Origin of the sequence: Hymenobacter caeli, from assembly GCF_013294115.1 — a bacterium.
In the GTDB taxonomy this organism is placed as follows: Bacteria; Bacteroidota; Bacteroidia; order Cytophagales; family Hymenobacteraceae; genus Hymenobacter; species Hymenobacter caeli.
Genome location: NZ_JABSNP010000014.1, coordinates 114,256 through 140,345 on the forward strand (window position 1 = coordinate 114,256; position 26,090 = coordinate 140,345).

A 26,090-nucleotide genomic window follows, 5' to 3' on the forward strand; every position below is an offset into this window, starting at 1 on the left:
GTTTCCCTCGATAACTCAACTCGCAGCGGCCCCCTAGCGCTGCCCGGGGCCCTCCACGATGCTGATGGCGTAGCCGCCGCCCGGCGCGCAGTACTGGGTCAGCTTCGACCGGTTCGTGACGGCGACTTTGCGGATGGTGTAGGCCTGCGGGTTGGTTTCGTAGTGCGCGGTTTTGGCGTCGGCGTACACCGTGGCCACGTACTTTTTGCCGGGGTCGAGGAAGCGCAGGCTGATGGCGGAGGTGCGGCCGTTTTCGTCGCAGGTGCTGCCCACGAACCAGCTGCTGCGGCCCTTGGCCTTGCGGGCGATGGTGATGTAGTCGCCGGGCTCGGCTTCGAGCACTTTGGAGTCGTCCCAATCCACGGCCACGTCCTCGATGAACTGGAAGGCGTCGAGGAACTTGTTGTAGGTTTCGGGCAGGTCGGCCGCCATTTGCAGCGGGCTGTACATGGTCACGTACAGGGCCAGCTGCCGGGCCAGGGTGCTGTGCACGAACGACGTATTGGCGGGGTTGTAGGCGCTGACGCGGGTCTGAAAAATGCCCGGCGTGTAGTCCATCGGCCCCCCGATGAGGCGGGTGAAGGGCAGGATGGTGGTGTGGTCCACGTTGTTGCCCCCGAAGGCCTCGTACTCGGTGCCCCGGGCGGCCTCGTTGCCAATCAGGTTGGGGTAGGTGCGGGCCAGGCCGGTGGGGCGCACGGCCTCGTGGGCATTCACCATGAGGTGGTGCCGGGCGGCCTCCGTGATGGCGTAGAGGTAGTGGTTGTTGAGCCACTGCCCGTAGTGGTGCTCGCCGCGGGGCAGGATGTCGCCCACGTAGCCGCTCTTCACGGCGGTGTAGCCGTTGTCGTTCATGAACTGGTAGGCTTTTTCCAGGTGCCGCTCGTAGTTGCGCACCGAGCCGCTGGTTTCGTGGTGCATGATGATTTTGATGCCCTTGCCGGCCGCGTAGCGGTGCAGCTCCGCCACGTCGAAGTCGGGGTACGGCGTCACGAAATCGAACACGTAGTCCTTGCTCTGGCCGAACCAGTCTTCCCAGCCGATGTTCCAGCCCTCCACCAGCACGGCGTCGAGGTGGTGCTGGGCGGCGAAGTCGATGTATTCCTTCACGTGGGCCGTGTTGGCGGCGTGGGTGCCGTTGGGCTTCAGCTTGGCATAGTCGATGGAATCGAGCTTGATGTTGCCGCCGCTGGTGTAGGCCCAGGTGCTCTTGCCCGTTATCATCTCCCACCACACGCCCACGTACTTGGTGGGCTTGATCCAGCTGGTGTCCGGGTACTTGGTGGGCTCGTTGAGGTTGAGCACCAGCTTCGACTCCAGGATGTCGCCGGCCCGGTCGCTGACGATGACCGTGCGCCAGGGCGACAGGCAGGGCGTTTGCAGGTGGCCCTTGTCGCCGAGGGCGTCGGGCGTGAGGTGGGCCGCGAGCACGAAGTTCTTGTCGTCCAGCTCCAGCGACAGGGTGGAATAATCGATAAGCGCCGCCTCGTGGATATTGATGTACAGGCCGTCCTGGCTCTTGAGCATGAGCGGTGTTTGCAGCCCGGTGGGCGAAAACGTGGTTTGCGAGGCGTTGGGCGTCACGGCCGCTTTCATCAGGCCGCGCACCTCCGACAGCTTCGAGGTGGTGGTGCTGTACTCCTGGGTGTCGTAGTCGCCGGGCAGCCAGAAGGCCTTGTGGTCGCCGGCCAGCGCAAACTGCGTGCGCTCCTCCTTCACCACGAAGTACGCCAGCGCGGGCTGCCGCGGAAACTCGTAGCGGAACCCCAGCCCGTCGTCGAACACCCGGAAGTGCAGCACCAGCACGCGCTTGGTGGCGGTCTGGTTGAGGGTGACGGTCAGCTCGTTGTAGTGGTTGCGAATGGTTTTCACTTCGCCCCAGACCGGCTGCCAGCTCTGGTCGAAGGCGGTGGTTTTGGCGTCGGCCACGGCAAAGCCGTCGGCCAGCCCGGGGCCCTCCTTCAGCTCCAGGCCCAGCCGGCTGGGCTTGATGACGGCGCGCCCCTTGTAGGCGAGGCTGTAGGTGGGCACGCCGCCCGCCTGCAAAGCAAAGGTGAGCGTGAGGTTGGCGTTGGGCGACTTAATCTCTTCGGCCGCCGCCCGCTGCCCCAGCAAGCACAGCCAACACACCGCCAGCACCCAGCGGAAAGAAAGAACCGGCGGCAAGGCGCGCAAAGAGGAAAGTTGCTGCATGGGAGGGGAAGAACTAGGATCAATGGAGCCGCCACCCGGCCACGCGCCGGGTGGGCCCCACGGGGGCAAAACTACCAGCTTTTGGCAGCGCCCCGCCGGGGCCCAGCGGCTTTTTTCCTGCTTCCCATGAACACGACCGTGCCTAGCACCCTGGCGTTTGAGCGCTATTTTTTGAAGCAAGCCAACGCAGTCCGGCACCGGCTGCAATTTTACGAGGTGGCCCTGGCCACTCTCACCGCGCCCCCGGCGCAAGGAGCCCGGGCAGCCAGTGTGTTCGGGCCCGACGACGCGTTGGGCCCCGTGCCGGCGCAGTTCTGGGCGCACGGGGTGCGCTACGTGCTGGTGCGCGCCACCGGCTGGTCCTGCGCCTGGCCGCTGGGATGATAAAAATCATCTATTTAAGGTAATCATCGTCAAAGTATTGGCGCCGGAAGGAGGTGACTTTTACGGTAGCATTTCTCAACCGGTCTACCCGGGCCAGTTGGGCCCCGGGCAGCGTACCCTTTCGCCCAAAAACTTTTTCCTTTCCAGCCATGCAGCCCCTCGATTATGACGTCCAGCCCGCTACGGCGGAACGCGTGACGGATGCCGACATCATGGCCGCCGTCGAACTGTTTTTTCTGACCAAGAAGGGCGTTTCGACGCACCTGATAGACGTGGCCACCCACGACGGCATTGTGTTGCTGACCGGCATCGCCGACAACCTGCTCGCCCGCGAGCGGGCCGAGGAAATTGCCCTGCTCGTGCGCGGCGTGCGCGGCGTGGTGAACGAACTAATCATCAGCACGCCGGATGTCCCCGACGAGGAATTGCAGCGCTCCGTGGCCGCGGCTCTGGCCGACGACCCCGCCGCCAGCGGCTACAACGTCCACTGCACGGCCGCCGACGGCGTAATTACGGCCGCCGGCACGGTGCAGTCGTGGGCCGAAAAGGCCTTGGTGCTGCGCGTGTTGCGCGGGGTACGGGGCGTGCGCCGCCTCGCCGCCGACGAACTGGTGATTCGCTGGGGCGAACTTCAGAACTCGGACGAGGAAATCACGACCCAAATCCGCGAGCTGCTGGACTGGGACATCCGCGTGCACAGCGCCCTGGTCGAGGTGCGGACCGATGACCGGGTGGTGCACCTGTCGGGCACGGTGGGCTCGGCGGCCGAAAAGGCGCAGGTGGTGACCACCGCCTACCGGGCCGGCGCGGCCCGCGTGGACGCCCGCGACCTGTTCGTGGCCTACTGGGCGCTGAGCCCGGAACTGCGGCGCACCAAGTACGCCGACCGCTCCGACGAGGACATTGCCGCGGCGGTGCGGGCCACGTTCCTCTACGACCCGCGGGTGCTCTCCTACCAGCCCATCATTTTGGTGCACAACGGCACCGTGACGCTGAGCGGGGCCGTGGGCAACCTGCGGGCCAAGCAGGACGCCGAGCGCGACGCCCGCGCCGTGGTGGGCGTGTGGGACGTGCAGAACCTGCTGAAGGTGCGCACCGCCCGTTTTATTCCCGACGACGACGTTACCCAAACCATCAAGGCGGCGCTGGCCCGCGACCCGTACCTGGGCTTTTTCGACTTCAGTGTGCGCGTGCGCAACGGCAAGGCCTCGCTCTACGGGCAGGTGGGCAGCCACTTCGAGCAGCGGCAGGCCGGCGCCGTGGCGGCGGGGGTAAACGGCGTGGCCGACCTGGCCAACTGGGTAACCGTAGCCGCCAGCCCCGGTTTCGACGGCTTCCAAGCCTACGCCCCGCAGCCCAACGCCGACTTTGCCCTGGCCGAGCGCATCCGCGCGCGGTACTTCTGGTCGGCCAGCTTGCACAACCAGGCGGTGGAAGTGCTGGCCGAGCAGGGCCGCGCCACCCTCACCGGCCTGGTGGACACCTGGCTCGACCGCGGGCAGGCCGCCGCCGACGCCTACCGCGCCGGGGCCCGTTACGTGGACAATGAGTTGCTGGTGGCGGCAGAACATGAATTGTAACGCCGCTGCTTAGCCCCGCCACCGATGAAATTTCCTTTGGACACTTTTCCTTCCCGGCCCCGCTCTACGGGCCGGCGGGGGGCGGCCAGCGCCGAGGCGCGGCGGACCGAGCGCGACGCCGACGCCACGATGTCGCACAACTGGCTGCCCGACGCGGCCGGCCCGCCGGCCGCCGAACCAGTCGACCCAGAAGCCGCAAACACCGAGCGGCCGCCGGTTCGCCCCGGCCCGTAGCGGCCACCTTCTCATTTAACCTCTGCTACCATGACCCCGTCGCTCGTTGTGTTGACCGATTTTTACGCCGTCCCGAACCGCGCCCTTTCGTACGCGGCGGGGCTGGCCGTGCCTTTGCACGCCCAACTGGTGCTGTTGCACGTGCGCCACGACAACCTGCTGGCCCCCGCTGAATACGGCGACAGCTACCACACGTGGCGGGGCGAGCAAAAAACGGCCTTCGCCCTGCAACAGCTGGCTACCGACCAGCCCGTGCCCACCGAAGTGGACATTTCGGACGACGCGCTGCCCGCCGCCGTGCGCGAAGCCGTGCGGCACCGCCACCCGCTGCTGCTGGTGCTGGGCCGGCCCGACCCGCTCATCGCCCCCGAAGAACTCGTGGTTGGCACGGCGATGAACCTGCTGCGCCGCGTGCCTTACCCGCTGCTGCTGGTGCCGGGCGCCGGCTGGGACGCCTTTCCGCCCCGCCGCCTGCTGCTGCTCGTCGACGGCCAGCCGTTTGGCCTGCGCCCGCACCAGGACCTGGTGCGCCGGCTTCTGCAGGCCACCGGGGGCACGCTGGGCGTGGTGCAGGTGCTCACCGACGGCGCGGCCACGCCCGACGTGGCCGCCGTGTTGGGCACGGTGCGGGCCAACGACCTGGTAGACGCCGTGGGCGACGAAAGTCTTTACCAAGTGTACCAACCCACGGTGGTGGACGGCGCCCTGGCCGAAGCGTCGCGCCAGCAGGCCGACCTGCTGGTGGTGGTGGCCCGGCCCCACGGCTGGCTGGGCGGGCTGTTGCACGACAGCGTGACGGCCCGGCTGCTGCGCGCGAGCCCCATTCCGGTGCTGGTGCTGCCGGCCGAGGAAGAAGGTTGAAGATGGCAACAGGGAGCTTCATCCACCAAGTCTTTCGTTCCCTTCCGTTATGGAACCCTCCATCCCGGTGCCCGCCAACCTAGCCAAATCGGCTGAACACACCGCCCGCTACGCGGCCGTGCTGGGGGCCCCGCTGCCCGCCCGCCTGGCCCTGCTGCACCTGGCGATGTACCCCGGGCTGCTGGACCCCGAGCTGGTGGCGGCTGCCGCGGAGCCGGCCGTGCACCGGGAGGCGGAAACCATCGCCGGCCCACGAGCCCCGGCCGGCCCCCACTCCCTGGCCCGCTGCGCCGCCGTGACGGAGGAAGTGCACAAGGTGTTTGCCCAGCTGCGCACCCAAGGCGTGGCCCAGGAAGGCCTGCTGCTGAAGCCCGGCATGGTGCCGGCCGGCCCCGACTGCCCCAGGCAGCCCACCACGGCGCAGGTAGCCGACGCCACGCTTGCCTGCCTGCGGCGCATGGTGCCGGCCGCGGTGCCGGGCGTGGCGTTTTTGTCGGGCGGGCAGTCGCCCGAGCAGGCCACGCGCCACCCGGCGGCCATGCGCGCGCGCGGCGGGCCGCTGCCCTGGGCCCTGACGTTCTCTATTGGCCGGGCCCGGGCCCGGCACCAGCCGGCGCTGGAAACCTGGGCCGGGCAGGCCGCCAACGTGGCCGCCGCCCAGCGGGCGCTGCTGCACCGGGTGGCGAGCAACCGGGCGGCAGTGGGGGCCGGGCAGCTGCCCGGCGTAGCGGCCCACCCATGAGCAGCGCCCGGAAGCTGTTGCTAATCAAGCTACTGCACACGGCGGTATGGGCTTTTTTCGTCGCCGCTATTGTTTATATTCTATACAGTGGCCTGGCCGACCGGCTGACCCTTTACACCGGGGTGGCCACGGGCCTGGTTGCGGGGGAAGGCCTCGTTCTGGCGCTCTTCGACCGGCATTGCCCGTTGACGGTGCTGGCCCGGAGGTACTCCGATTCGACCAAAGACAACTTTGATATTTTCCTGCCGAACCGCCTGGCCCGGCACAACCAGCTGATCTTTACCGTTCTCTACGCCGTCGGGGTTGGGCTGGTGGTTTACCGCTTGGTCACCTGAGTGGTACCCGCCACCGGCCAGCGTGCAGGATAAGCACATAACGCGCCCCCCGTGGGGCGGCAGCCGGACCCGTCTGGTCCGGTACTGCCGCCCGGCGGGGGGCGCGTTATGCATCTGCTAACCAATGATTTACAGCGCGTTCAGCAGCTTGACGATTTGGCGCTTGCGCTTGCCGAGCTTGGCTTGCAGGCGGCCCACCAGCTCGTGGCCCTTGCCTTCCACGTAGGCCAGGTCGTCGTCCGTGAGCTGGGTGTATTTGTGTTGCAGCTTGCCTTTGAGCTGGTCCCAGTCGCCGCGCAGGTGCAGGCGGTGGTCTACGCGCAGGTTGCGGAATTTGCGGCGGCGCGCGAGGCCTTTCTCGGAGTAGAGCAGGACCCCGGCGAGGGCCCCCACGCCGGCACCGGCGAGGAGGGAAAGGAAGACTTTACCGGTCTTGTTTTTGGGCGTTTCGGCTGTCATGGGAGGCAAGTAAAAGGGAGGCAAGTAAAAAAATGGGGGGAGGCCGCCGCTGGCCAGCGGTGCTGCTGGGTGGCAGGGGTTGGCAAAGGTTCCGCCGCCGCCCGCCGCGCGGCCCTGACTAGCATCAGGCCAACGGATGACGTTCGTCATGGACTGGCCGGGGCGCTTGCCGGAACCTTGCGGGGCAACGGCCTTTCCGAAGCGCTTGCGGCTACCCGCTCTTTTAGGCGGAAGACACAGGCTTCGGAGCCGCGTCCCGCGGCCTTTCCGCGGCAACAGTCAATCATTTTATGGATTACTACTTGGTGCCAGTGGCGGAAGTCGCCCACGAGCTGCACACCTCGCCCGCCGGCCTTTCCGCCGCCGTGGCCCGGCAGCGCCTGGCCGCGCACGGCCCCAACGTGCTGGTGGCCACCGGGCAGAAATCGGGGTGGCGGCTGCTGCTCCACCAGCTCACCGACGTGATGGTGCTGGTGCTGCTGGGGGCGGCCGGCGTGTCGGTGCTGGTGGGCGAAGTCAATTCGGCCTACGTCATCCTGGCCATCGTGGGGCTGAACGCCGCCGTGGGCTTCGGGCAGGAATACCGGGCCGACAAAGCCCTGGCCGCCCTGCAAAAAATGGCCGCCCAGCAGGCGCAGGTGCGGCGCGGCGGCCCGCCCCAAACCATTGCCGCCGCCGACCTGGTGCCCGGCGACGTGCTGCTGCTCGAAGCCGGCAACGTCATCCCCGCCGACGTGCGCTTCCTCGAAACCCACGCCCTGAAAGTGGACGAATCGTCGCTGACCGGCGAGTCGGCCAACGTGGAGAAAAACGCCGCCCCGCTGCCGCCCGGTAATTACCCCCTCGGCGACCGCCGCAACCTGGGCTACCGCGGCACGTTCGTCACCAACGGGCGGGCCACGGCCTACGTGGTGGCCACCGGCATGGGCACCGAGCTGGGCAAAATCGCCGCCCTTGTCCAAACCGCGGCGGTGACGACCCCGCTGCAAAAGCGGCTGGCCACGCTGGGCACGCGCTTGTCGGCGGCGGCGCTGGCGGCGGGGGCCCTGTACTTCCTGCTGGGCTGGGGGCGGGGCGAGCCCCTGCGCGGGCTGCTGCTGGTGGCGGTGTCGCTGGCCATCGCGGCGCTGCCCGAGGCCCTGCCGGCCCTCGTGACGGTGGCCCTGGCCCTGGGGGCCACGCGGCTGGTGCGCCACCACGCCCTGGTGCGCAAGCTGCCCGCCGTGGAAACGCTGGGCTCGGTTACCTACATCTGCACCGACAAAACGGGCACGCTCACCCTCAACCGGATGACGGTGCAGGACGTGTACGAAGCGCCCGGCGCGGCCCTGCCCGCCTTCGGCGAAAGCAACGCGCTGCTGGCGGCCATGGCCCTCAACAACGACGCGGCCCGGGGCGACGACGGCCAGTGGGTGGGCGACTCGACCGAGGTGGCGCTGGCCCGCTACGCCGCCGACCACGCCTACGCCCGCCCGGCCCTCGAAGCCCGGTTGCCGCGCGTGGCCGAGCTGCCCTTCGACGCCGAGCGCAAGTGCATGAGCACGCTGCACCAAACCGCCGCCGGCGTGCTGGTGGTGACGAAAGGGGCCGCGGGCGTTTTGTTTGAAAAACTCGCCGCCGACCAGCAGGGCGCGGTGCCCGACCTGGCGCGGCGCGTGGACGCGCTGGCCGGCCGGGGCTACCGGGTGCTGGCCTACGCCGCCCGGCTACTGCCCGCGCTGCCCGCCGACCCTACGCCCGCCGCCGTCGAAACCGGCCTTGCCTTCCTGGGCTTCGCCGGCATGCTGGACCCGCCCCGCGCGGCGGCCCGCCAGGCCGTGGCCGCGTGCCGGGCCGCCGGCATCAAGTGCGTGATGATTACCGGCGACCACAAGCTCACCGGCCAGGCCATTGCCGCCCAGCTGGGCATCCTCGCGGCCCCCGGCGAGCAGGTGCTCACGGGCCCCGAGCTGGCCCGGCTCGACGATGCGGCCTTTGCCGCCGTGGTGGAAAGCGTGCGGGTGTACGCCCGCGTGGACCCGGCCCAGAAGCTGCGCATCATCAAGGCTTTGCAAGATAAACACCAGTTCGTGGCCATGACCGGCGACGGGGTGAACGACGCGCCGGCCCTCAAAAACGCCGACATCGGCGTGGCCATGGGCATCACCGGCACGGAGGTGGCCAAGGAGGCGGCGTCCCTGATTTTGCTCGACGACAACTTCGCCACCATCGTGCAGGCCGTGCGGGAGGGGCGGCGGGTGTTCGACAACATCCGCAAGTTCATCCGCTACCTGCTGGCGGGCAGCGTGGGCGAAATCGTGGCCATTTCGGTGGCCCCGGTGCTGGGGCTGCCGGTGCCGCTGCTGGCCATCCACATCCTGTGGGTCAACCTGATAACCGACGGCCTGCCCGGCCTGGCCCTGGCCTACGAGCCCGCCGAGGCCGACGCCATGCAGCGCCCGCCCATCGACCCGCGCCAAACCATTTTCGCCGACGGCCTGGGCTGGTTCGTCCTCGCCGTAGGGGCCCTGCTGGGGGCCCTCACCATCGGCACGCAGGCCTGGGCCCGGCGCGACGGCGACGCGCACTGGCAGACGGTAACCTTTAGCGTGCTCTGCTTCAGCGAGCTGGGCCTGGCCCTGGCCGTGCGGTCGGGGCGCGCGTCCATTTTCCGCCTGGGCCTGCGGTCCAACAAGCCCTTGCTGGCGGCCGTGGGCATAACCGTGGGCTTGCAGCTGCTGGCCATCTACCTGCCTTTTCTAAACCGCCTGCTCAGCACCCAGCCCCTGAGCGGAGGCGAGTTGGGCCTGGTGCTGGCCGCGTCGAGCGGGGTGTTTTGGGCCGTGGAGGCGCAAAAGTGGTGGTTGCGCCGGCGCGCGCCGGGCCCCGCGGTGCCGCCGCCCGCGCCAGAGGCTTCGCCCTTGCCCGCGCCGGGGCCCCCCGCCCAGCAGCCGGTGGCCGAACCAGCCCACCTGGTAGAGGCCTGAAGTGCCTTCGCCGGACCACTCCGGCGCGGGCCACCAGTCGATAAATTTTTCATCTTCAGCCACTTTTCCATGAAACCCAACTTCGTCGTCCTCACCGACTTTTCGCTTGCCGGGGAGCGGGCCCGGGCCTACGCCGCCGCGCTGGCCGCCCCGCTGGGGGCCGTGCTGCACCTGGTGCACGTGTGCTTTCCGGTGCCCGTTACCGCGGCGGAATACGGCGTGCTGCTGCCCGTGATGGACCCGGGCTACGTGCGCGAAACCCGCGACTCGCTGGCGCGGGTGGCCGCCGCGCTGCCCGTGCCCGCCACCGCCGAGCTGGTCGAAACCGACTGGTACGACGCCGTGACCGGGGCCCTGGCCCAGCACCGCCCCCTACTGGTGGTGGCCGGCCTCTCGGCCACCCACGGCCTGCTCGACGAGTGGCTGAGCAACCGCGCCCTGCCCCTGGCCCACGACACCGGCTACCCCCTGCTGCTGGTGCCCGAGCACCTGCCCGCCGCGGCCCGGCACCCGCCCCGCCGCCTGGCCCTGGCCACCGAAGACCGGCCTTTCGCCCTTGCACCCCAGGCGCGGGCCCTGGCCCCGCTCTTCGACGCGCTGGGCTGCGACGTGGCCGTGGTAAACGTGCGGCCCCCCGGGGCCCCCGCCGCCGGCTGGAACGGCCTGCACGCGGCCCAGCAGTGCGGGCTGGCGGCCGCCCTGCCCCGCAGCGCCCTGCACCAGGTAGTGCACGAATCGACGGCCGCGGGCATCCTGCAAGCCGTGGCCGAAGTGGAAGCCGACGTGCTGGTGCTGCTCGACCAGGGCCACGGCTGGGTGCACAAGCTCTTCAACGGCAGCGTCATCGCCCAGGTGCTGCGCCGCACCCCGGTGCCCGTGCTGCTGCTCTCGGCGCCCACCGGGGCGTAGGGCCCCGCCACCGGTAGAACGGAGTGGTGCTCCGTTCCCGCCCGTTACTTAAATAAAGTGCCACTCCGTTCTGCAATAGTGCCTAGTTGGCTAGGTCCTGGCCGCCGCCTCTCACTTTTTTTCCACCCGATCATGCCCCTCACCCTCGTTGTTTTTGCCGGTTTCTACCCCGCTGCTCGCCACGCCGAGCGCTACGCCGACACCCTCGCCCAGGCCCTGCACGGGCCCCTGGTGCTGCTGCACGTCAACCGCGCCGCGCTTTACGACCCCTACAAGATAGTGGGGGAGCGCTACCGCCAGGACGAGCTGGCCACCGAAACCGACACCACGGCGGCCCTGCACCGGCAGGCGGCCGCGCTGCGCACCCCCGCCACCGTGCTCGTCACCACCGACTTGCTGCCCGAAGTGGCCCGCGACGTGGCCGCCCGGCACCACCCGGCCCTGTTCGTGCTCAGCCAGCCCGACCCCGCCCGCCCCGCCGCCAGCGTGGTGGCCGACTGCGCCGAGCTGCTGCGGGCCGGGCAGCACGCGCTGCTGGTGGTGCCCGCCGGGGCCCCGGCCGACCAGCCCCCGCGCCGCGTCCTCATCGCCGCCGACCGCGAGCCGTTCGCCCTGGCCCCGGCCGCCGGGGCCCTGCGCGACCTGCTCGCGCGGCCCGGCACCGCGCTGGTCGTGGCCCACGTGTCGGATGGGGTGGAGGACGATACCGGCTGCGCCGCCGCCCTGCGGGCCGTGCAAGCCAGCGGCCTGGTGGACGGGCTGCCCATCCCCGAGCTGCGGGGCTACGCCCGCGACGACTACGAAGCCGGCGTGCTGGCCGCCGTGCAGGACACGCAGGCCGACCTGGTGGTGGTGTTCGCCCGCCAGCGCAGCTACTGGGGCGAGCTGTTCCACCGCAGCGTGACGGCGCGGCTGCTGGCCGACTGCCCCGTGCCGGTGCTGGTGCTGCCCACGGCCGCCGAGGTGCGGCCCGCCCCCGGCCCGCCGGACCACACCGCCACCGCGGCGCAGTACGCCAGCGGCCTGCTCGCCGGCCTGGCCCCGGCGGCTTGAGGGCGCGCCGGCCCATCCTTTACCGCTGAGACCATCAATTGCCGCTCCTTCTTGCCGGTGGCCGCCGCGGCCGCCACCGGCACCGCCCTGCTGAGCGACTACGCCCGAGACCGAGCCACCCTCGCCGACGCCCGCCGGCGCGGCGCGGAGGCGCAACCGCTGCCCGTGAGGCTGTTGCCGGCCGACGCCCGCCACATTTTGCACCTGGCCGCGCTGGCCCCCAGCGGCCACAACGCCCAGCCCTGGACCGTGCGCCTGCCCGGGCCCTACCACTGGGTCATCGGCAACGCCCCCCGGGGCTGGTTGCCCGTAGTGGGCCCCACCCAGCACGAAACCACGCTCTCGCTGGGCGCTTTCGCGCAGAACCTGGGGTACGCCGCCGCCCACTTCGGCTACCGGTGCCGCTGGGAGGTGCGGCCCGCCACCCCACAAGCCGCCGAGGTGGGGGTGCGGCTGTCCCGCCGCCCGTGAGCCCGCGCCGCCCGGTGGAGTGGTTCGTGCGGGCCTAGCGGCGGCAGTTGCCCGCTGCGGGTTATTTTCCGGCGCGGGGCCCCCTGTTTCTTTTCGCCATGCTGCTCGGCTCGACGTTTCCCCTGCGCTACATTTTCAAGCACACCCGCGCCGACGCGGGGCGGGTGCTGCTCATTTCTACCTGCTTCCACCTGCTTCCACCTGCTGAAGCTGGCCCGGGGGCCCCACCTGCCGCTGATTCCGTTGCAGCTGCCCACCATCCTGGGCAGCTCGATTTCGCTGCTGCTGGCCTTCGAAACCAGCTAGTTGTACGACCGCTGGTGGGAAGCCCGCAAGATGTGAGGGCCCGTCGTGAACGATTCGCGGGCGCTGGTGCTGCAAGTCCGTGGCTTCGTGCCCGACGCGGCGCTGCAAACGCCCGACCCGCCGCTGCGGGCCGTGGCCTGCCGCCAGGTGGCCTGGTGCCACGCCCTGGGCGAAACGCTGCGCGGCCTGGAACCCGCCGCCGCCCTGGCCCGCTACCTGCCGGCGGCCGAGCTGGCCCACCGGCGGCCCCACGCCGGTCACGGCCATCGCCCGCACCGTGGAAATCAACCTGCGGCAGTTGCTGGACGAGGCCGAGGTGCCCGCCCTCTACGCGCCCGGCCCCTTTTACCTGATGCAAGGCCCGCTGGTGGGACGGGCCCCGCCGCCGGGAGTCAGCCGGAACCCCCAACCGGAAAATTACTTCAACCCCCGCTTTTTATTTCCCCGCCGTGCCCAACCTTACCCTTGCCGCCGTGCCGGCCACTACCCCCGCCGCGCCGGGCCTGACGGACGCCGCCGTGGCCGCATCGCGGGCCGCGCACGGAGCCAACGTGCTCGTGGACAACGCCCCCACGGGCCTGCTGGCCACGCTGCGCGACGTGGTGACGGAGCCCATGTTTCTGCTGCTGCTGGTGGCCTGCGGGGTGTACGTGGCGCTGGGCGAGGGGGCCGAAGCCGTCGCGCTGGGCGCGGCGCTGCTGGTGGTGGCCGGCATTTCGGTGTACCAGGCCCTGCGCAGCGACGCGGCCCTGGGGGCCCTGCGCGCCCTGACCCAGCCCCGCGCCCGGGTGCGGCGCAACGGGGCCCTGGCCACCGTGCCGGTCGAAGACCTGGTGGTGGGCGACGCCGTGCTGGTGGCCGAAGGCGACCGCCTGCCCGCCGACGGCACCGTGGCGGAGCCCAACGACTTCTCGGCCGACGAGGCCATCCTGACCGGGGAGGCCGTGCCGGTGGCCAAGGCCGCGGGCGACGCGGTGTTCGGGGGCACCGGCACGGCCTCGGGCAGCGCCTGGCTCACGCTCACGGCCGTGGGCCCGCGCACCCGGCTGGGCCGCATCGGCAAAAGCATGGAGGCGATTACCACCGAAAAAACGCCCTTGCAGCTCCAGGTGCAGCAGTTTGTGGGGCGCATGGCCTGGGTGGGGCTGGGGGCCTTCGCGCTGGTCTGGGGCGTGAACTATGCCAAGTCGGGCGACTGGGTGACGGCCTTGCTCTTTGGCCTCACGCTGGCGATGTCCATCTTGCCGGAGGAAATCCCGGTGGCCTTCAGCAGCTTCATGGCCCTGGGCGCGGCCCGCCTGAGCCGCCTGGGCGTGCTCACCAAGCAGCCCCAGACGGTGGAAAGCCTGGGCTCGGCCACCGTCATCTGCACCGACAAAACCGGCACCCTCACCGAGGAAGGGATGCGCGTCGCGCAGCTCTACGACGGCGCGGCCGCCGCCCGGGTGGCCGTGCCCGGCCCGCTGCCGGCCACCGCCGCCCCGGTGCTGGCCTACGCCCGCTGGGCCAGCGAAACCGAGCCCTTCGACCCCATGGAAAAAGCCATCGTGGCCGCCTTCGCCGCCGCCGACCCCGCCGCGGCCGCCGCGCCCGGCCCGCTGGTGCACGAGTACCCGCTGGCCGGCGCGCCCCCCATGATGACGCACGTGCGCCGGGGCCCCGGCTGCGAGCTGCGGGTGGCCGGCAAAGGGGCCGTGGAGCACATTCTGGCCGTGTGCCGCCCCGCGCCGGCCGTGGCCGAAGCCATCCGCCGCGTGGCGCAGGACTTATCGGCGCAGGGCTACCGGGTGCTGGGCGTGGCGCGGGGCACGCCGCCGGGGCCGGATTTTCCGGCCGCGCAGGACGATTTTCAGTGGGAGTTCCTGGGGTTAATCGCCCTTGAAAACCCGCCCAAGGCCAACGCGGCGGCGGTCATCCGGGCCTTTACCGACGCCGGCATCCGGGTAAAAATGACAACCGGCGACTTTCCCGAAACGGCCCAGGCCATTGCCCGCCAGGTGGGCCTGCCGGGGGCCGATGCGCTGCTCACCGGCCCGCAGGTGATGGCCCTGGACGAGGCGGCGCTGCGGCGGCAAGTCGGCCCCACGGCCGTGTTTGCCCGCATGTTTCCCGAGGCCAAATTGAAAGTGGTGGAGGCCCTGAAAGCCAACGGCGAAGTGGTGGCCATGACCGGCGACGGCGTGAACGACGGCCCCGCCCTGAAGGCCGCCCACATCGGGGTGGCCATGGGCCGGCGCGGCACCGAAGTGGCCCGCCGGGCCGCGTCGCTGGTGCTCGTCGACGACGACCTGGCCGGCATGGTGACGGCCATCGCCCAGGGCCGGCGCATCTACCAAAACTTCAAGAAAGCGGTGTTCTACGTCGTGTCCATCCACATCCCGATTGTGCTCACGGTGGCCGTGCCGCTGCTGGCGGGCTGGAAGTGGGAGAACCTGTTCACGCCCGTCCACATCATTTTCCTGGAGCTGGTGATGGGCCCCACCTGCTCCATCGCCTTCGAAAACGAGCCCGCCGAAGCCGGCCAGATGCGTCAGCCGCCGCGCCCGCTCACGGCCACCTTTTTGGCCGGGCCCGAGCTGGGGCGCAGCCTGGCGCAGGGCCTGGGCATCGCGGCGGCGGTGCTGGGCGTGTACTACTACTTCATGCAGCAGGGCGCGGCCCTGCCGGTGGGGCGCACGCTGGTGTTTGCCACGCTGGTGCTCAGCAACATCGGCCTCACGCTGGTCAACCGTTCGTTCACGCAGTCCGTGTTCCAAACTTTGCGCGTGCCCAACCGGGTGCTCTGGCTGATGCTGGCCCTCACGCTGGCCCTGCTGCTGGTGGCGCTGCTGGTGCCGGCGGCGCAGCGGCTGTTCGGCTTCGCGCCCGTGCCGGCGGGGGCCCTGGGCGGGTGCGCGCTGGCCGCGCTGGCGGGCGTGGGCTGGGTGGAAGGGTACAAAGCCGCGCTGGGCAGGAGGTAGGGCCGGCGCAGGCTCGCCGCATCAGCCCACCGGCCGACCCGGGTGACCGCTGGCCGGAGCCGTGCACGAACCGGAGTTGGTCTACACCCCGCCGGACGATTTTATCCAGTTGCTGCTGCGCGACCCGGCCGTGGGCCAGCAGTTATCCGCCTGCCGGCGGGCCGCGAGCACAAGCGGGAGGCGCAGCTGCTGGTCATGGCCTACGGCGCTATCCGCCGGCGTGTGGCCGACACGCTGCTGCGCCGGCGTGCGCAAGCTGGGGGGGGGGCAGGCCCCAGCATCCGGCTTGCGCGCAACGACTTGGCCGCCGCCGGCACGGCCTCCGAGCCGTTGACCCGCACGCTGAGCGGGTATAACCAAAGCGGCTTGATCAAGCCGACTCCCAAAAATATCCGGGTGTTGCAGCCCGCCAAGCTGCGCCGCGCCCACTGGTGGCCGGGGCCCCGACCCGAAAGAAATGGCGGGCGCTAAGTGCTCATGCGCGAATAAAGGGGCTTCCGATGAGCAGAACGCTCTTTCTTGTTGCGCCCGTAGTCGTTGCGCGCAGGCCCTACCCGCGCGCGCACGGAAGCGCGCGGAAGCTAGGGATGATGACAATCAAGCAGAAGGTTGTGGGAGCTCATGGGGCCGGGGGGGGGCCGGCCGAAACCTTTGCATGCGCAATCATCCGGGCCCAGCAGCCGCGCTTCACCTGCTGCCACGAGCGGCCACGCCCCATGCACTACCCCTTCAAGGCCCTTAGCCTTTCGTACAAAAAAGCCCCCCTGGCGATTCGGGAGTTGCTGGCCCTGAACGAAACAGCTTGCGGCCAGCTGCTGCACACCCTGCGCCGCGACCTGGCCCTGACGGACCTGCTGGTGCTCAGCACCTGCAACCGCACGGAAATCTATTACGCCGCCGCACACGACCAGGGCGAGGCCATCATCGCGGCGCTGGGGCGGGCAAAAGGCGTGGCCGAAGTGCTGGAGTACCGCGCCTGCTTCACGGCCTTCGACGCGGCCGGCGGCGCCGCGCAGCACTTGTTCGAAGTGGCCCTGGGCCTGGACGCGCAAGTGGTGGGCGACCCGCAGATTGGCCACCAGGTGAAGCGGGCGTACCAGCAGTCGGCGGCGGCCGGGGCCGCCGGGCCGTTTCTGCACCGCTTGCTGCACGCCGTGCTGGCGGCCAACAAGCGCGTGCAGCAGGAAACCGCCTTCCGCGACGGGGCGGCCTCGACCTCCTACGCCACGCTGGCGCTGGTGGCCGAACTGACGGCCGGCGTGGCGCGGCCGCACGTGCTCATCGTGGGGCTGGGGGAAATTGGGGCGGACATCTGCCGCCATTTCGGCAAAAGCAAGCGCTTCGCGGAGGTCACCTTGTGCAACCGCAGCCCCGGCCCGGCCCGGGCCCTGGCGGCCGAGTGCGGCCTGCCGGTGCTCGACTTTGCCCGGGTGGCGCAGGGCGTGCAGGCGGCGGACGTCATCATTTCGTGCGTCGCCGCGCCCACCCCGCTGTTCACGCGCCAGCTGGTGGCCGCCTGGCCCAGCTGGGCCCCCAAGTTTTTCGTCGACCTCGCGGTGCCCCGCAGCGTGGAGGCGGCGGTCGAAGAAGTGCCCGGCGTGCTGGTGTACAACATCGACGACGTGCAGCGCAAAGCCGCGGCGGCCCTCGCCGGCCGGGTGGCGGCCGTGCCGCAGGTGCGGGCCATCATCGCCGAAAGCCTGGCCACCCTGCGCGACCGGAGCCGGGAAATGCGGTTCGCGCCCGCCATTCAAAAGCTGAAAAGGACGCTGGAACAGCTGCGGCAGCAGGAAATCGGGCGGTGCCAGCCGCCGCTGAGCGCTGCCGAAGCCCGCCGCCTGGACGACGTCACCCGGGCCCTGGTGCAAAAGTTTCTCAAGTTGCCGGTGCTGCAGCTCAAAGCCGCCTGCCAGCGCGGCGAAGCCAACCAATTAGCGGCGTCTTTGGTGGAGTTGTTTGCGTTGGAAGAAGTAAGCCGCTAGCGCCCCGCCAGCCGGCCATGCGACTCACGCCGGCGAATCGGTTTTCAAGCAGTCGAGCAAAAGTAAACGTGCATTGGATTTTTGCCAGACATCTGTTAACCAAATTATTAGCTAATAGCTAACAGTTCATTGCTAGCTGGCTCAGGCCACTCTTTGCCGCAGCCAAGCTTGGGTTTCGGCCTCCAGCGAACCGGGCGCGGGCGTCAGGCTGTGGGGCCATTCGGCCTGGGGCGGCGGGCTCATCAGGATGGATTCGGTACGGCCCCCGGTTGCCGGGTTCAACCGGGGGCCGTGGTAAAGTGGGTTAGCTTGTCACGCGGCTGGTTCAGTACAAGGTTTTACCGCCGGTGAACCGGCGCGGATGCGGCCGTTAGGCAGTGGCTGCCGAAGGCTGGGCCAGCAGCCGGGCTTCGGCGGCTTGGCGCAGGCTGCAACTGGCGCAACACGCCTCGGTGGGCAGGGTGCTGGTGGGCAGCAGCAGCACCGGGATGCGCAGGTGGTACGCGTTGGTTTTGAGGTAGTGCGGGTTGAAGAAGCGCCGCACCAGGCAGCCATCGGCCGTGGCCAGCACCAACAGCTGCGTCGCCTGTTGGGCGCAGAACTCGCCGATGCCCTCCAGCGGGTCTTCTTCGGGCAGCAGGTGCACGGCCGCGCCGGGCAAGTGCGCGCGGGCGCTCAGCAAGGCTTTTTTCAACGGCGCGAGGCCCGCGCGGGCGGGCGGGTAAAACTGCACGAGGTCGAACCGGGGGCTGAGCGCCCGCCCGAAGGCCAGCAGGGGCGTCAGCTGGCGGCCGTCGAGGCGCGCGAAATCGCCGGCCACCGCGATGCGGCTGGCCAGCTCGTGCCGGCCGGGCGGCACCACGAGCACCGGGCAGCTCACCTGCTCGGGCAGCAGCCCCAGCGGGGTGCCGAGGGCCGTGGCGGCGGCGCAATCGGTCAGGACCAGGCCCGTCACCACCAGGTCGGCGCAGTAGCCGGCCACCAGCACTTGCAGGCTCGCGGCCAGCGGCTCGGCGGCCACGTGGTAGAAATAGGCGATGCGCCGGCCGTTCTGGCGGGTGAGCTGCTGGTAGCGCAGGCGTTCGGCAAAGGCTTCGAGGCGGCGAAGCAGGGCCTCGCGCCGCTCCGGGGCCGGGGCGAAGCCGGGGCCGCCGTGCACCAGCACGATTTCGGCGGGCAGGCGCAGGGCGAGCTTGTTGGCGTACAGCAGCGCGTTTTCGGACGCGGCCGTAAAATCAATGGGCACGAGAATGGTTTGCATGGCACCGGTAAGAAGGTGAGGATGAGCTAACACAAGTGGCTGCGGGACTGCGAACGAACCGTTAGTGCCCCGCTGCGGCCGGGCCGTGGCAGTAGTGCACCGTGGCCGGCTGGCGGCCCGGGGCCCCCGCGGGGGCCCCCAGCACCGGGCTGAGGTAGGGGATGCCCAGCCCCAGCCCCCGCAAAATGAACAGCCCCGCCAAGGCCAGCGCCGTTACGGGTACGGCCCGGCGCAGGCGCTGCCGCCACGCCAGCGGCACCAGCTGCCCGCTCAGCGAGAGCGCCAGCATCAGCGGCAGCGTGCCCAGGCCAAACAGGCCCATGTAGGCCGCCGCCCCGCCCACGCCCGGGGCACTCAGGGCCCCGGCCAGGGCCAGGTACACGAGGCCGCAGGGCAGCAGGCCGTTGAGCAAGCCGGTGGTGTAGAGGGCCCCCAGTCCCGGCCGCTGGTAGTAGTAGGCCAGCTGCGTCTTCACCCGGCCCAGCCCGGCGGCCAGCCCCAGCGCGCCCGCCACCCGGCCCAGCCAGCGCTCGGGCGTGGCGACCAGCAGCAAAATCAGCCCCCCCGAGAGCAGCGATAAGCCCTGCTGCCAGCCCGCCAGCCGCAGGCCCTGGCCCAGGGCCCCCGCCGCTGCGCCCAGCAGCGCGTAGGTACTCACGCGGCCCAGGTTGTAGAGCACGCGCCCGGCCAGGTAGCGCGGCCCGCCCGCGCCGGGCAGCGCCAGCGCAATGGCCCCGCACATGCCCACGCAGTGGAAGCTGCCCAGCAACCCAAACAAGAAACCAGCCCACACCATAAGAGGGAAGCAGTATACCCCGGTCCGCCGGCGCAAGCCGGCCGACCGGTTGTCGTTGAAAGAATTTAACCGGCGGCTAGATGGTCGGCTGCGTCACGAGTTAGATAGAAAGCTCTTCTTCAATAAAATACGCCCGGCCGCCGGCTGTAAAGTCCAGCCGCAGCCGCCAGTGGCCGGGCCGCAGCCGGGCCGTGCTGAGCAGTTGCCGGGCCGGCTGGCCGGTGGGCACAAAGGGGAGCGTGAAATCCAGCTTTTGGTCGGAGGGGCGGAAGAAGTGCACCTGGCCCCGCACGCCGGCCGCCGCCAGGGCAACCGGCAGCTCCAGCGTCAGGCGCTGGGCGGCGGCCTCGTAGCGCACCTGTACCGGGGCGGGCAGGGCGGCCGTGCGCGCCACCGATTCCATGCGCTGCTGGTAGGCCAGCTCCTGCTTGTAGTAATCGGGGCTCACCAGCTCTACCTCGGTGCGCATGGCCTGCTGCACCATGTAGCCGATGTAGCCGGCAAACAGCACGAACGTGGCAATGATGGCGTAGGGCCACAGGTTGCGTTGCGTAGTCATGAGGTAAGATGAAAAGTGGCTCCTGGTCCGGTCCTGCCCCGGTCCGCCGGCGCGAGCCGGCCGACCGGTTGTCGTTGAATCGAAAGGGGAATGGCCGTTGCGCTGGTAGCTGGTGCGTAGCTCTTTTTATTTAGCTGGGCTAGCTCGTTCAACGGTAGCCAGTCGGCTCGTTCAACGATAACCGGTCGGCCGGCTGGCGCCGGCGGACCGGGGGTAGGCCGCTCGTTCAACGGTAGCCAGCCGGCTCGTTCAACGACAACCGGTCGGCCGGCTTACGCCGGCGGACCGGAACCGGCGCTACTGACTGGGCCCCAAGAACTTGGTATCGGTTTCCGTTATCAAGTGGCCCTGGCTGAAGATGCCGATGCGGATTTTCTGGTTGGTAGTGTGCAGGGCCGAGCGGGGCAGCTCGGCAAAAAAGACGCCCTCCGTAATGCCCTGGGCGGGCAGCAGCAGCCCATCGGTGCCGACTAGGGCGATGTGGCCGCCGGCCGGCTCCAGCACCCGCAGGGTGAGGGGGTATGGCTGGTTGGTTTTGTTGAGCAGCGAGATGTTGTAGAGGTTGGTAATGGTGCCGCGGTCAGTTTTCTGAAACAGCTGGCCCGGTGTGCGCAGCACCGTGGCCGCCACGTTGGCCCGCGAGGCCAGCAGGCCGACGAGCACCACCAACAGCACCCCCAGCACCCCCGAAAGGGCCTTGACACGGCCCGTGAGCCGGAACTTGGTGCCCGTGGCAATGCCATTGACCGAGGCGTGGCGGATGAGGCCCTGGGGCAAGTTCACCAGGTCCATGATGCTGTTGCAGGCGTCGATGCAGGCCGTGCAGTTGGTGCATTCGAGTTGGGTAGCCCCGTCGCGGATGTCGATGCCGGTGGGGCACACCTGTACGCACTGGTGGCAGTCGATGCAGTCGCCGGCGGTGCGCGCTTCGTTTTTGCGGCGCTTTTCGCGCGGCTCGCCCCGCTGGTAATCGTAGGCTACCACCAGGCTGTCCTGGTCGAGTAGCACGCCCTGCAAGCGGCCGTAGGGGCACACAATGGTGCACACCTGCTCGCGAAACCGCGCAAACACGGCGTAGAACACGCCCGTGAAGAGCACCATCGCGGCTAGCCCTTCCAGGTGGGCCGTGGGCGCGTCGGTGATGATGCGCAGCAGCGCCTCGGTGCCGATGATGTAAGCCAGGAACGTATTGGCAATCAGGAAGGAAACCCCCGCGAACAGCGCGTGCTTGGTGGTTTTGCGCCACAGCTTGTCCCAGTCCAGCTCGCGCTTATCGAGGGCCTTTTGCTGGGGCGCGTCGCCTTCCAGCCAATACTCGATGCGCCGGAATACCAGCTCCAAAAAGATGGTTTGCGGGCACACCCAGCCGCAAAACACGCGCCCGTACACAACCGTGAACAGGATGATGAACACCAGAAACGTGAGCGTGGTCAGCAGCAGCACGAAGAAATCCTGGGGCCAGAAAATCTGCCCGAAGATGATAAACCGGCGCGCCGGCAGGTTCAGCAGCAGCACCGGCAGCCCATGAATGCGCAGCCAGGGCCCCGCAAACAGCACCGCCAAAAACCCGTAGCTCAGCCACTTGCGGTAGTCGTAGAGCCGCCCGGACGGCTTCTTAGGGTAGAGCCACACCCGCTCGCCCGCCGCGCCTATCGTCGAGAGCGAGTCGCGGTACGAAGCATCGGGCTTGGGTTGGGTAGTGGGCATGATATAGGTAAAAGGAACCGTTGCTCCGGTCCGCCGGCGCGAGCCGGCCGACCGGTTGACTTTGCTGATGTTGTTAAGCTTGCGTAATCGCTCTCGCAACGACCACCAGGTGCCCGCAACGACAACCGGTCGGCCGGCTCGCGCCGGCGGACCGGGGCGATTACAGCTTGGCCACCGGCTTGCTGGCGGCTTCTTTTTCGCCTTGCGGCGCTTTGGGGTTGGCAGGTTTCGAGCCTTGCAGGCTCAGGGCGTAGGAGGCCACTTGCAGCATTTGCTTGCCCGAGAGCTTGCCTTTCCAGGCCACCATGCCCTTGCCGTTGATGCCGAACTTGATGGTTTTGTAGAGGTTGTTCACGTTGCCGCCATGCAGCCAGAATTCGTCCGTGAGGTTGGGGCCCACTTTGCCCTCGGCGTTGGCCCCGTGGCAGGGGGCGCAGTTGGTGGCGAAGATGGACTTGCCGCTACTCAGGTCGGCCGGGGCGGTGAGGGCAGCGTAGGTCGTGACCTGGTTAGGGTCGTCGCCACCCACGGGCACGAAGAGGGCGGCCTGCTGCATTTCGGCGGCGTACTCGGCCCCTTGTAAAAGGCCTTTGCGCATTACGTGGTAATACGTTACGTAGCTGATGGCGAATACCACCGTGAAGGCAAAACCCCATTTCCACCACGGCGGCAGGTCGTTGTCGAACTCGTGGATGCCATCGTAGTCGTGGTCGAGCAGCTCGTCGCGCACCTCGCCCTGCACCAGCCGGGCGTCGCCCACCAGCAGGCCCAGCACCTGCCCGCTCCAGGTGTCGTGCACCGTGGGCAGGTTGTAGAGCTGGCGCAATTGCGGCCGCATCCAGCTGATGAGCGCCACGAACAACACCAGAAACACCATCCCTACCAGTACCAGCGTGCTCAGCAGGAACCAGACCAGCGCATAATTCGAGTCGGCCGCCGCGGGGGTACTGGTTGCCGCCGTTTGGGCCAGGGCCGCGCGGGTGGCCAGCAGTACCGCACCGGCTGCCAGTAGTGCTTGCCGGGGCCGTATCATGCGTAAACAGCCTCTTCGAGGAGGACTACCTGCGGAGCCTCTTTGACCGTGACGGCCTGGGCCACAACAACTTCGGCAGTCGGCTGGCCTTGCTCAGCCTCGTAGCGGCGCTGGGCGGTCGAGGTCACCGAAACAGCAATCATGACGGCCATGAGCAGCACCACACCGGCCAAAAACCACACCACCCAGCTCAGGAGCGTAGTGGGCGTAGGGGCGGTGCCGGGCGTTTGGGCGGCGGCCATAAAGCCGGTGAGCAGGCCCAAAGAAGTCAGCGAGAAGGCGCGAAGGGTTAGCATAAAATGTCGTGGTTAAGGGTGGTTTTGAGCGTTTCCTCGTCGTCGCTGGCCAGCGGCAGCTGGCTCATGGTGCGTAGGTGCTGCTTGTTGGCCAGCAGCACGTACACCAGCAGGGCCGTGAAGAAGAGGAAGAAGATGGCGAAGGAGATGAGCGGGTAAATCGTGATGCCCGCGATGGATTGCAAAACATTCTTTTCCATGATAATGAGTGAGTTAAGAATAGCGTGGCGGCCCCGCTACTGCGCCGCCGTGGCGGCCACCTGCGCGGGCTTCACCTTGATGTCGGTGCCCAGGCGCTGGAGGTAGGCGATGAGGGCCACGATTTCGCGGTCCGATTTCACATCTATGTCCTCCGTTTTGAGGGCGGCGGCCACGCCGCGGGCCTGGGTTTCGGCGTCGGCCACGGCCAGGCGGTCGAAGCCGGCGGGGTAAGGCGTACCTAGCTTTTGCAACACCCGGATTTTAGCGGGCAGCGTGCTGTTATCCAGTTGATTATCAAATAGCCACGGGTAGGCGGGCATAATGGAGCCCGGCGACATGCTGGTGGGGTCCATCAGGTGGTTGTAGTGCCACGAGTTAGGGTACTTGGCCCCCACGCGGTGCAGGTCGGGCCCGGTGCGCTTGCTGCCCCATAGGAAAGGCCGGTCGTACACAAACTCGCCCGCCTTGGAGTATTCGCCGTAGCGCTCGGTTTCGGAGCGGAAGGGGCGCACCATCTGGGTGTGGCAGTTCGAGCAGCCCTCTTTGATGTAGAGGTCGCGGCCCTGCAACTCCAGCGGCCGGTAGGGGTGCACCGCCGCGATGGTAGGCACGTTGCTCTTGACCAGGAAGGTAGGTATCATCTCCACGGCCCCGCCGATGGCAATGGCCACCGTGGCGCCCACGGCCAGCTGAAACGGGCGGCGCTCAATCCAGCGGTGCCAGTGGCCGCCCTGGGCGTGCGGGTCCTGGGCTTCGGGCAGCAGCGCCGGGGCCTGGGCGGGCTCATTGGCCAGCAGCGTACCGGCTTTGGCCGTCCGGTACAAATTGTACATCATCAGGAACACGCCGCTCAGGTACAGCACCCCGCCCATGCCGCGCAAATAGTACATCGGCACGATTTGCAGCACCGTTTCCAGGAAGTTGGGGTATTGCAGCATGCCCTCGGCGTTGAACTGCTTCCACATCAGCCCCTGCGTGAAGCCGGCCCAATACAAAGGCAGCGCGTAGAACAAAATACCCAGCGTGCCCAGCCAGAAGTGCGTGTTAGCCAGCTTCTTGGAAAATAGCGGCGTGCGGTAGAGGCGCGGCCACAGCCAGTAGAGCATCCCGAACGTGAGGAAGCCGTTCCAACCCAGGGCCCCCACGTGCACGTGGGCCACAATCCAGTCGGTGAAGTGCGCAATGGCGTTCACGTTCTTGAGGGCCAGCATGGGCCCCTCGAAGGTGGCCATGCCGTAGGCCGTGATGGCCACCACAAAAAACTTGAGCACCGGCTCGGTGCGCACCCGGTCCCAGGCGCCGCGCAGCGTCAGCAGGCCGTTTATCATGCCGCCCCAGCTCGGCGCAATCAGCATAATGCTGAAGGCCACGCCCAGGCTCTGGGCCCAGTCGGGCAGGGCGGTGTAGAGCAAGTGGTGCGGCCCGGCCCAGATGTAGATGAAAATAAGCGCCCAGAAGTGAATGATACTGAGCCGGTAAGAATACACCGGCCGCTCGGCGGCCTTGGGCAAGAAGTAGTACATCATGCCCAGGTAGGGCGTGGTGAGGAAAAACGCCACCGCGTTGTGGCCGTACCACCACTGCACCAGCGCGTCCTGCACGCCGGCGTACATCGAGTAGCTTTTCATAAAGCTCACCGGCAGCGCCATCGAATTCACGATGTGCAGCACGGCCACCGTGATAAACGTGGCGATGTAAAACCAGATAGCCACGTACAAGTGCCGCTCGCGCCGCCGGGCAATAGTACCGAACATGTTCCAGCCAAACACCACCCAAATCACCGTAATGGCGATGTCAATCGGCCATTCCAGCTCGGCGTATTCCTTGCTGGTGGTGTAGCCCAAAGGCAGCGTAATGACAGCCGACACAATGATGAGCTGCCAGCCCCAAAAGTGTATTTTACTAAGTACGTCGGAGAACATCCGGGCCCGGCACAGCCGCTGCAACGAATAGTACACGCCCGTGAAAATGCCGTTGCCCACAAAGGCAAAAATGACGGCATTGGTGTGCAGCGGCCGCAGGCGGCCAAACGTGGTGTAGCGCGTCACGTTCAGCTCGGGCCGGGCCAGCTCGAAGGCGATAATAACCCCCACCAGCATCCCAATAACGCCCCAGATGACGGTGGCCACGCCGAAGTCGCGGACAATCTTATTGTCGTAGAAAAACGACTCCACGCCCCGCGCGGGCGGGGGTAGGGCCGTCGGCCTGGTGGCGGGTAGTTCAAGTTCGGCTTGCATGCCCTGAAGAGTAGGTGATTTACTACTCCAAAGGTCCCGCCCGCCCCCGCCAGGCCACATGACGCCGCTTAAGCCCTGGCTTGATTGATATCAAACGGACCGTCGCCCCGGTCCGCCGACGCGAGCCGGCCGACCGGTTGTCGTTGCAGGCAGCTAGGTCGTTATAGGCAGCAGACAACCACGCAAGCCTAGCAACGTCAGCAACGACAACTGGTCGGCCGGCTCGCGTCGGCGGACCGGGGCAACGGCCCCATTTGCTACTCGATAACTATTATTGAGCCCCCAAACCCTTGCTACTATGCACTTTGAAGCCGGCCAACTCTACCATGTGTACAACCGGGGCAACAACGGCCAACAGGTATTATTCACGCCAGACCACTACCTGCATTTTCTGCACAAGCTGCGCGCCCAAATCCGGCCGCACTGCCAGATACTGGCTTATTGCCTGATGCCGAACTACTTTCACCTCCTGAGGTGGTCTAGTCAAGGCGCACAGAAGCAGGACGTATATTTCCTGAGTCATGAGTGCAGAAAAGACCAAGAAGACGCCGGATAAACGGCGTAA

At 68.2% G+C, this 26,090-nt stretch carries 25 protein-coding genes; 13 read left to right on the forward strand and 12 right to left on the reverse strand.

From position 1 onward, the window contains the following. Positions 1-33 precede the first annotated feature (33 nt). A complete protein-coding gene (locus HNP98_RS14915) occupies positions 34-2,193 on the reverse strand; it encodes a glycoside hydrolase family 97 protein (protein ID WP_173810961.1) in 2,160 nt (719 codons plus the stop codon). A 126-nt stretch (positions 2,194-2,319) separates the two neighbouring features. Between HNP98_RS14915 and HNP98_RS14920 the strand changes: the two genes are divergently transcribed. The 6 genes from HNP98_RS14920 (at position 2,320) to HNP98_RS14945 (ending at position 6,329) form a co-directional block, all read left to right on the forward strand. Then, on the forward strand, positions 2,320-2,577 hold the full coding sequence (locus HNP98_RS14920; protein WP_173810962.1) for a Rossmann-fold NAD(P)-binding domain-containing protein: 258 nt from the start codon (positions 2,320-2,322) through the stop codon (positions 2,575-2,577). Positions 2,578-2,726: 149 nt separating this feature from the next. Next, positions 2,727-4,157, forward strand: a complete 1,431-nt coding sequence (locus HNP98_RS14925; RefSeq protein WP_173810963.1) for a BON domain-containing protein — start codon at positions 2,727-2,729, stop codon at positions 4,155-4,157. Positions 4,158-4,193: 36 nt separating this feature from the next. Next, positions 4,194-4,391, forward strand: coding sequence for a hypothetical protein (locus HNP98_RS14930; RefSeq protein ID WP_173810964.1), 198 nt, complete (start codon positions 4,194-4,196; stop codon positions 4,389-4,391). Between the two features lie 30 nt (positions 4,392-4,421). Further along, the gene (locus HNP98_RS14935; RefSeq protein WP_173810965.1) at positions 4,422-5,252 is read left to right on the forward strand and encodes a universal stress protein; all 831 of its coding nucleotides are present in this window, start codon (positions 4,422-4,424) and stop codon (positions 5,250-5,252) included. Between the two features lie 49 nt (positions 5,253-5,301). Next, the gene (locus tag HNP98_RS14940; protein WP_217425786.1) at positions 5,302-5,994 is read left to right on the forward strand and encodes a class I fructose-bisphosphate aldolase; all 693 of its coding nucleotides are present in this window, start codon (positions 5,302-5,304) and stop codon (positions 5,992-5,994) included. Beyond that, positions 5,991-6,329: a hypothetical protein gene (locus HNP98_RS14945; RefSeq protein WP_173810966.1), complete on the forward strand. Its 339-nt coding sequence runs from the start codon at positions 5,991-5,993 to the stop codon at positions 6,327-6,329. The genes HNP98_RS14940 and HNP98_RS14945 overlap by 4 nt, the downstream gene beginning before the upstream one ends. Before the next feature lie 129 nt (positions 6,330-6,458). Here HNP98_RS14945 and HNP98_RS22005 read toward each other — a convergent pair whose 3' ends face one another. Next, positions 6,459-6,788 carry a CsbD family protein gene (locus HNP98_RS22005; protein WP_246275150.1) on the reverse strand — a complete coding sequence of 110 codons (330 nt, stop codon included), beginning with the start codon at positions 6,786-6,788 and terminating at the stop codon, positions 6,459-6,461. A 290-nt stretch (positions 6,789-7,078) separates the two neighbouring features. Here HNP98_RS22005 and HNP98_RS14955 point away from each other — a divergent pair, with 290 nt between their 5' ends. From HNP98_RS14955 to hemA, 7 genes are all read left to right on the forward strand, one after another. Then, positions 7,079-9,754: a cation-translocating P-type ATPase gene (locus tag HNP98_RS14955; RefSeq protein WP_173810967.1), complete on the forward strand. Its 2,676-nt coding sequence runs from the start codon at positions 7,079-7,081 to the stop codon at positions 9,752-9,754. Between the two features lie 69 nt (positions 9,755-9,823). Next, complete coding sequence (locus HNP98_RS14960; protein ID WP_173810968.1) at positions 9,824-10,663, forward strand: universal stress protein; 840 nt, start codon at positions 9,824-9,826, stop codon at positions 10,661-10,663. A gap of 132 nt (positions 10,664-10,795) precedes the next feature. Further along, on the forward strand, positions 10,796-11,716 hold the full coding sequence (locus HNP98_RS14965; protein ID WP_173810969.1) for a universal stress protein: 921 nt from the start codon (positions 10,796-10,798) through the stop codon (positions 11,714-11,716). A gap of 57 nt (positions 11,717-11,773) precedes the next feature. Continuing rightward, positions 11,774-12,187, forward strand: coding sequence for a hypothetical protein (locus HNP98_RS14970; protein ID WP_173810970.1), 414 nt, complete (start codon positions 11,774-11,776; stop codon positions 12,185-12,187). Between the two features lie 755 nt (positions 12,188-12,942). Then, positions 12,943-15,453, forward strand: a complete 2,511-nt coding sequence (locus tag HNP98_RS14975) for a cation-translocating P-type ATPase (protein WP_317171117.1) — start codon at positions 12,943-12,945, stop codon at positions 15,451-15,453. A 195-nt stretch (positions 15,454-15,648) separates the two neighbouring features. Next, positions 15,649-15,924: a helix-turn-helix domain-containing protein gene (locus tag HNP98_RS22465; RefSeq protein ID WP_380267811.1), complete on the forward strand. Its 276-nt coding sequence runs from the start codon at positions 15,649-15,651 to the stop codon at positions 15,922-15,924. Between the two features lie 245 nt (positions 15,925-16,169). After that, positions 16,170-17,435, forward strand: coding sequence for a glutamyl-tRNA reductase (hemA, locus tag HNP98_RS14985; protein ID WP_173810972.1), 1,266 nt, complete (start codon positions 16,170-16,172; stop codon positions 17,433-17,435). A gap of 141 nt (positions 17,436-17,576) precedes the next feature. Here the strand turns inward: hemA and HNP98_RS22470 are convergent, their stop codons facing one another. The 10 genes from HNP98_RS22470 to HNP98_RS21590 form a co-directional block, all read right to left on the reverse strand. After that, complete coding sequence (locus HNP98_RS22470) at positions 17,577-17,717, reverse strand: coproporphyrinogen III oxidase (protein ID WP_380267808.1); 141 nt, start codon at positions 17,715-17,717, stop codon at positions 17,577-17,579. 88 nt (positions 17,718-17,805) lie between these two features. After that, positions 17,806-18,696, reverse strand: a complete 891-nt coding sequence (locus HNP98_RS14990; protein WP_173810973.1) for a universal stress protein — start codon at positions 18,694-18,696, stop codon at positions 17,806-17,808. A 61-nt stretch (positions 18,697-18,757) separates the two neighbouring features. Continuing rightward, positions 18,758-19,492: a sulfite exporter TauE/SafE family protein gene (locus HNP98_RS14995; protein WP_173810974.1), complete on the reverse strand. Its 735-nt coding sequence runs from the start codon at positions 19,490-19,492 to the stop codon at positions 18,758-18,760. Positions 19,493-19,592: 100 nt separating this feature from the next. Next, the gene (locus HNP98_RS15000) at positions 19,593-20,051 is read right to left on the reverse strand and encodes a FixH family protein (protein WP_173810975.1); all 459 of its coding nucleotides are present in this window, start codon (positions 20,049-20,051) and stop codon (positions 19,593-19,595) included. Positions 20,052-20,348: 297 nt separating this feature from the next. Further along, a complete protein-coding gene (ccoG, locus tag HNP98_RS15005) occupies positions 20,349-21,758 on the reverse strand; it encodes a cytochrome c oxidase accessory protein CcoG (RefSeq protein WP_173810976.1) in 1,410 nt (469 codons plus the stop codon). 160 nt (positions 21,759-21,918) lie between these two features. After that, positions 21,919-22,791 carry a cbb3-type cytochrome c oxidase N-terminal domain-containing protein gene (locus HNP98_RS15010; protein WP_173810977.1) on the reverse strand — a complete coding sequence of 291 codons (873 nt, stop codon included), beginning with the start codon at positions 22,789-22,791 and terminating at the stop codon, positions 21,919-21,921. Next, positions 22,788-23,087 (reverse strand): hypothetical protein, encoded by a 300-nt coding sequence (locus HNP98_RS15015; RefSeq protein WP_173810978.1) that lies wholly within the window; start codon positions 23,085-23,087, stop codon positions 22,788-22,790. Before HNP98_RS15015 ends, HNP98_RS15010 begins: the two co-directional genes overlap by 4 nt. Beyond that, entirely contained in the window at positions 23,081-23,287 is a 207-nt protein-coding gene (locus tag HNP98_RS15020) for a hypothetical protein (RefSeq protein WP_173810979.1), read from the reverse strand. The genes HNP98_RS15015 and HNP98_RS15020 overlap by 7 nt, the downstream gene beginning before the upstream one ends. Before the next feature lie 36 nt (positions 23,288-23,323). Further along, positions 23,324-25,525, reverse strand: a complete 2,202-nt coding sequence (gene ccoN, locus HNP98_RS15025; RefSeq protein ID WP_173810980.1) for a cytochrome-c oxidase, cbb3-type subunit I — start codon at positions 25,523-25,525, stop codon at positions 23,324-23,326. 361 nt (positions 25,526-25,886) lie between these two features. Then, positions 25,887-26,090, reverse strand: a 204-nt coding sequence (locus tag HNP98_RS21590; RefSeq protein ID WP_217425787.1) for a hypothetical protein, incomplete at its 5' end; no start/stop codon positions are given.

Excerpts from the sequence above, each read along its gene's own strand:
- HNP98_RS14960 (WP_173810968.1), top strand. The coding sequence starts at position 9,824 with ATGAAACCCAACTTCGTCGTCCTCACCGACTTTTCGCTTGCCGGGGAG.
- HNP98_RS14995 (WP_173810974.1), bottom strand. The coding sequence starts at position 19,492 with ATGGTGTGGGCTGGTTTCTTGTTTGGGTTGCTGGGCAGCTTCCACTGC.
- hemA (WP_173810972.1), top strand. The coding sequence starts at position 16,170 with ATGCACTACCCCTTCAAGGCCCTTAGCCTTTCGTACAAAAAAGCCCCC.
- HNP98_RS15010 (WP_173810977.1), bottom strand. The coding sequence starts at position 22,791 with ATGATACGGCCCCGGCAAGCACTACTGGCAGCCGGTGCGGTACTGCTG.
- ccoN (WP_173810980.1), bottom strand. The coding sequence starts at position 25,525 with ATGCAAGCCGAACTTGAACTACCCGCCACCAGGCCGACGGCCCTACCC.
- HNP98_RS14955 (WP_173810967.1), top strand. The coding sequence starts at position 7,079 with ATGGATTACTACTTGGTGCCAGTGGCGGAAGTCGCCCACGAGCTGCAC.
- HNP98_RS14965 (WP_173810969.1), top strand. The coding sequence starts at position 10,796 with ATGCCCCTCACCCTCGTTGTTTTTGCCGGTTTCTACCCCGCTGCTCGC.
- HNP98_RS22005 (WP_246275150.1), bottom strand. The coding sequence starts at position 6,788 with ATGACAGCCGAAACGCCCAAAAACAAGACCGGTAAAGTCTTCCTTTCC.
- HNP98_RS14935 (WP_173810965.1), top strand. The coding sequence starts at position 4,422 with ATGACCCCGTCGCTCGTTGTGTTGACCGATTTTTACGCCGTCCCGAAC.
- HNP98_RS15000 (WP_173810975.1), bottom strand. The coding sequence starts at position 20,051 with ATGACTACGCAACGCAACCTGTGGCCCTACGCCATCATTGCCACGTTC.
- HNP98_RS15015 (WP_173810978.1), bottom strand. The coding sequence starts at position 23,087 with ATGCTAACCCTTCGCGCCTTCTCGCTGACTTCTTTGGGCCTGCTCACC.
- HNP98_RS14945 (WP_173810966.1), top strand. The coding sequence starts at position 5,991 with ATGAGCAGCGCCCGGAAGCTGTTGCTAATCAAGCTACTGCACACGGCG.
- HNP98_RS14920 (WP_173810962.1), top strand. The coding sequence starts at position 2,320 with ATGAACACGACCGTGCCTAGCACCCTGGCGTTTGAGCGCTATTTTTTG.
- HNP98_RS14990 (WP_173810973.1), bottom strand. The coding sequence starts at position 18,696 with ATGCAAACCATTCTCGTGCCCATTGATTTTACGGCCGCGTCCGAAAAC.
- HNP98_RS14925 (WP_173810963.1), top strand. The coding sequence starts at position 2,727 with ATGCAGCCCCTCGATTATGACGTCCAGCCCGCTACGGCGGAACGCGTG.
- HNP98_RS14940 (WP_217425786.1), top strand. The coding sequence starts at position 5,302 with ATGGAACCCTCCATCCCGGTGCCCGCCAACCTAGCCAAATCGGCTGAA.
- ccoG (WP_173810976.1), bottom strand. The coding sequence starts at position 21,758 with ATGCCCACTACCCAACCCAAGCCCGATGCTTCGTACCGCGACTCGCTC.
- HNP98_RS22465 (WP_380267811.1), top strand. The coding sequence starts at position 15,649 with ATGGCCTACGGCGCTATCCGCCGGCGTGTGGCCGACACGCTGCTGCGC.
- HNP98_RS14915 (WP_173810961.1), bottom strand. The coding sequence starts at position 2,193 with ATGCAGCAACTTTCCTCTTTGCGCGCCTTGCCGCCGGTTCTTTCTTTC.
- HNP98_RS15020 (WP_173810979.1), bottom strand. The coding sequence starts at position 23,287 with ATGGAAAAGAATGTTTTGCAATCCATCGCGGGCATCACGATTTACCCG.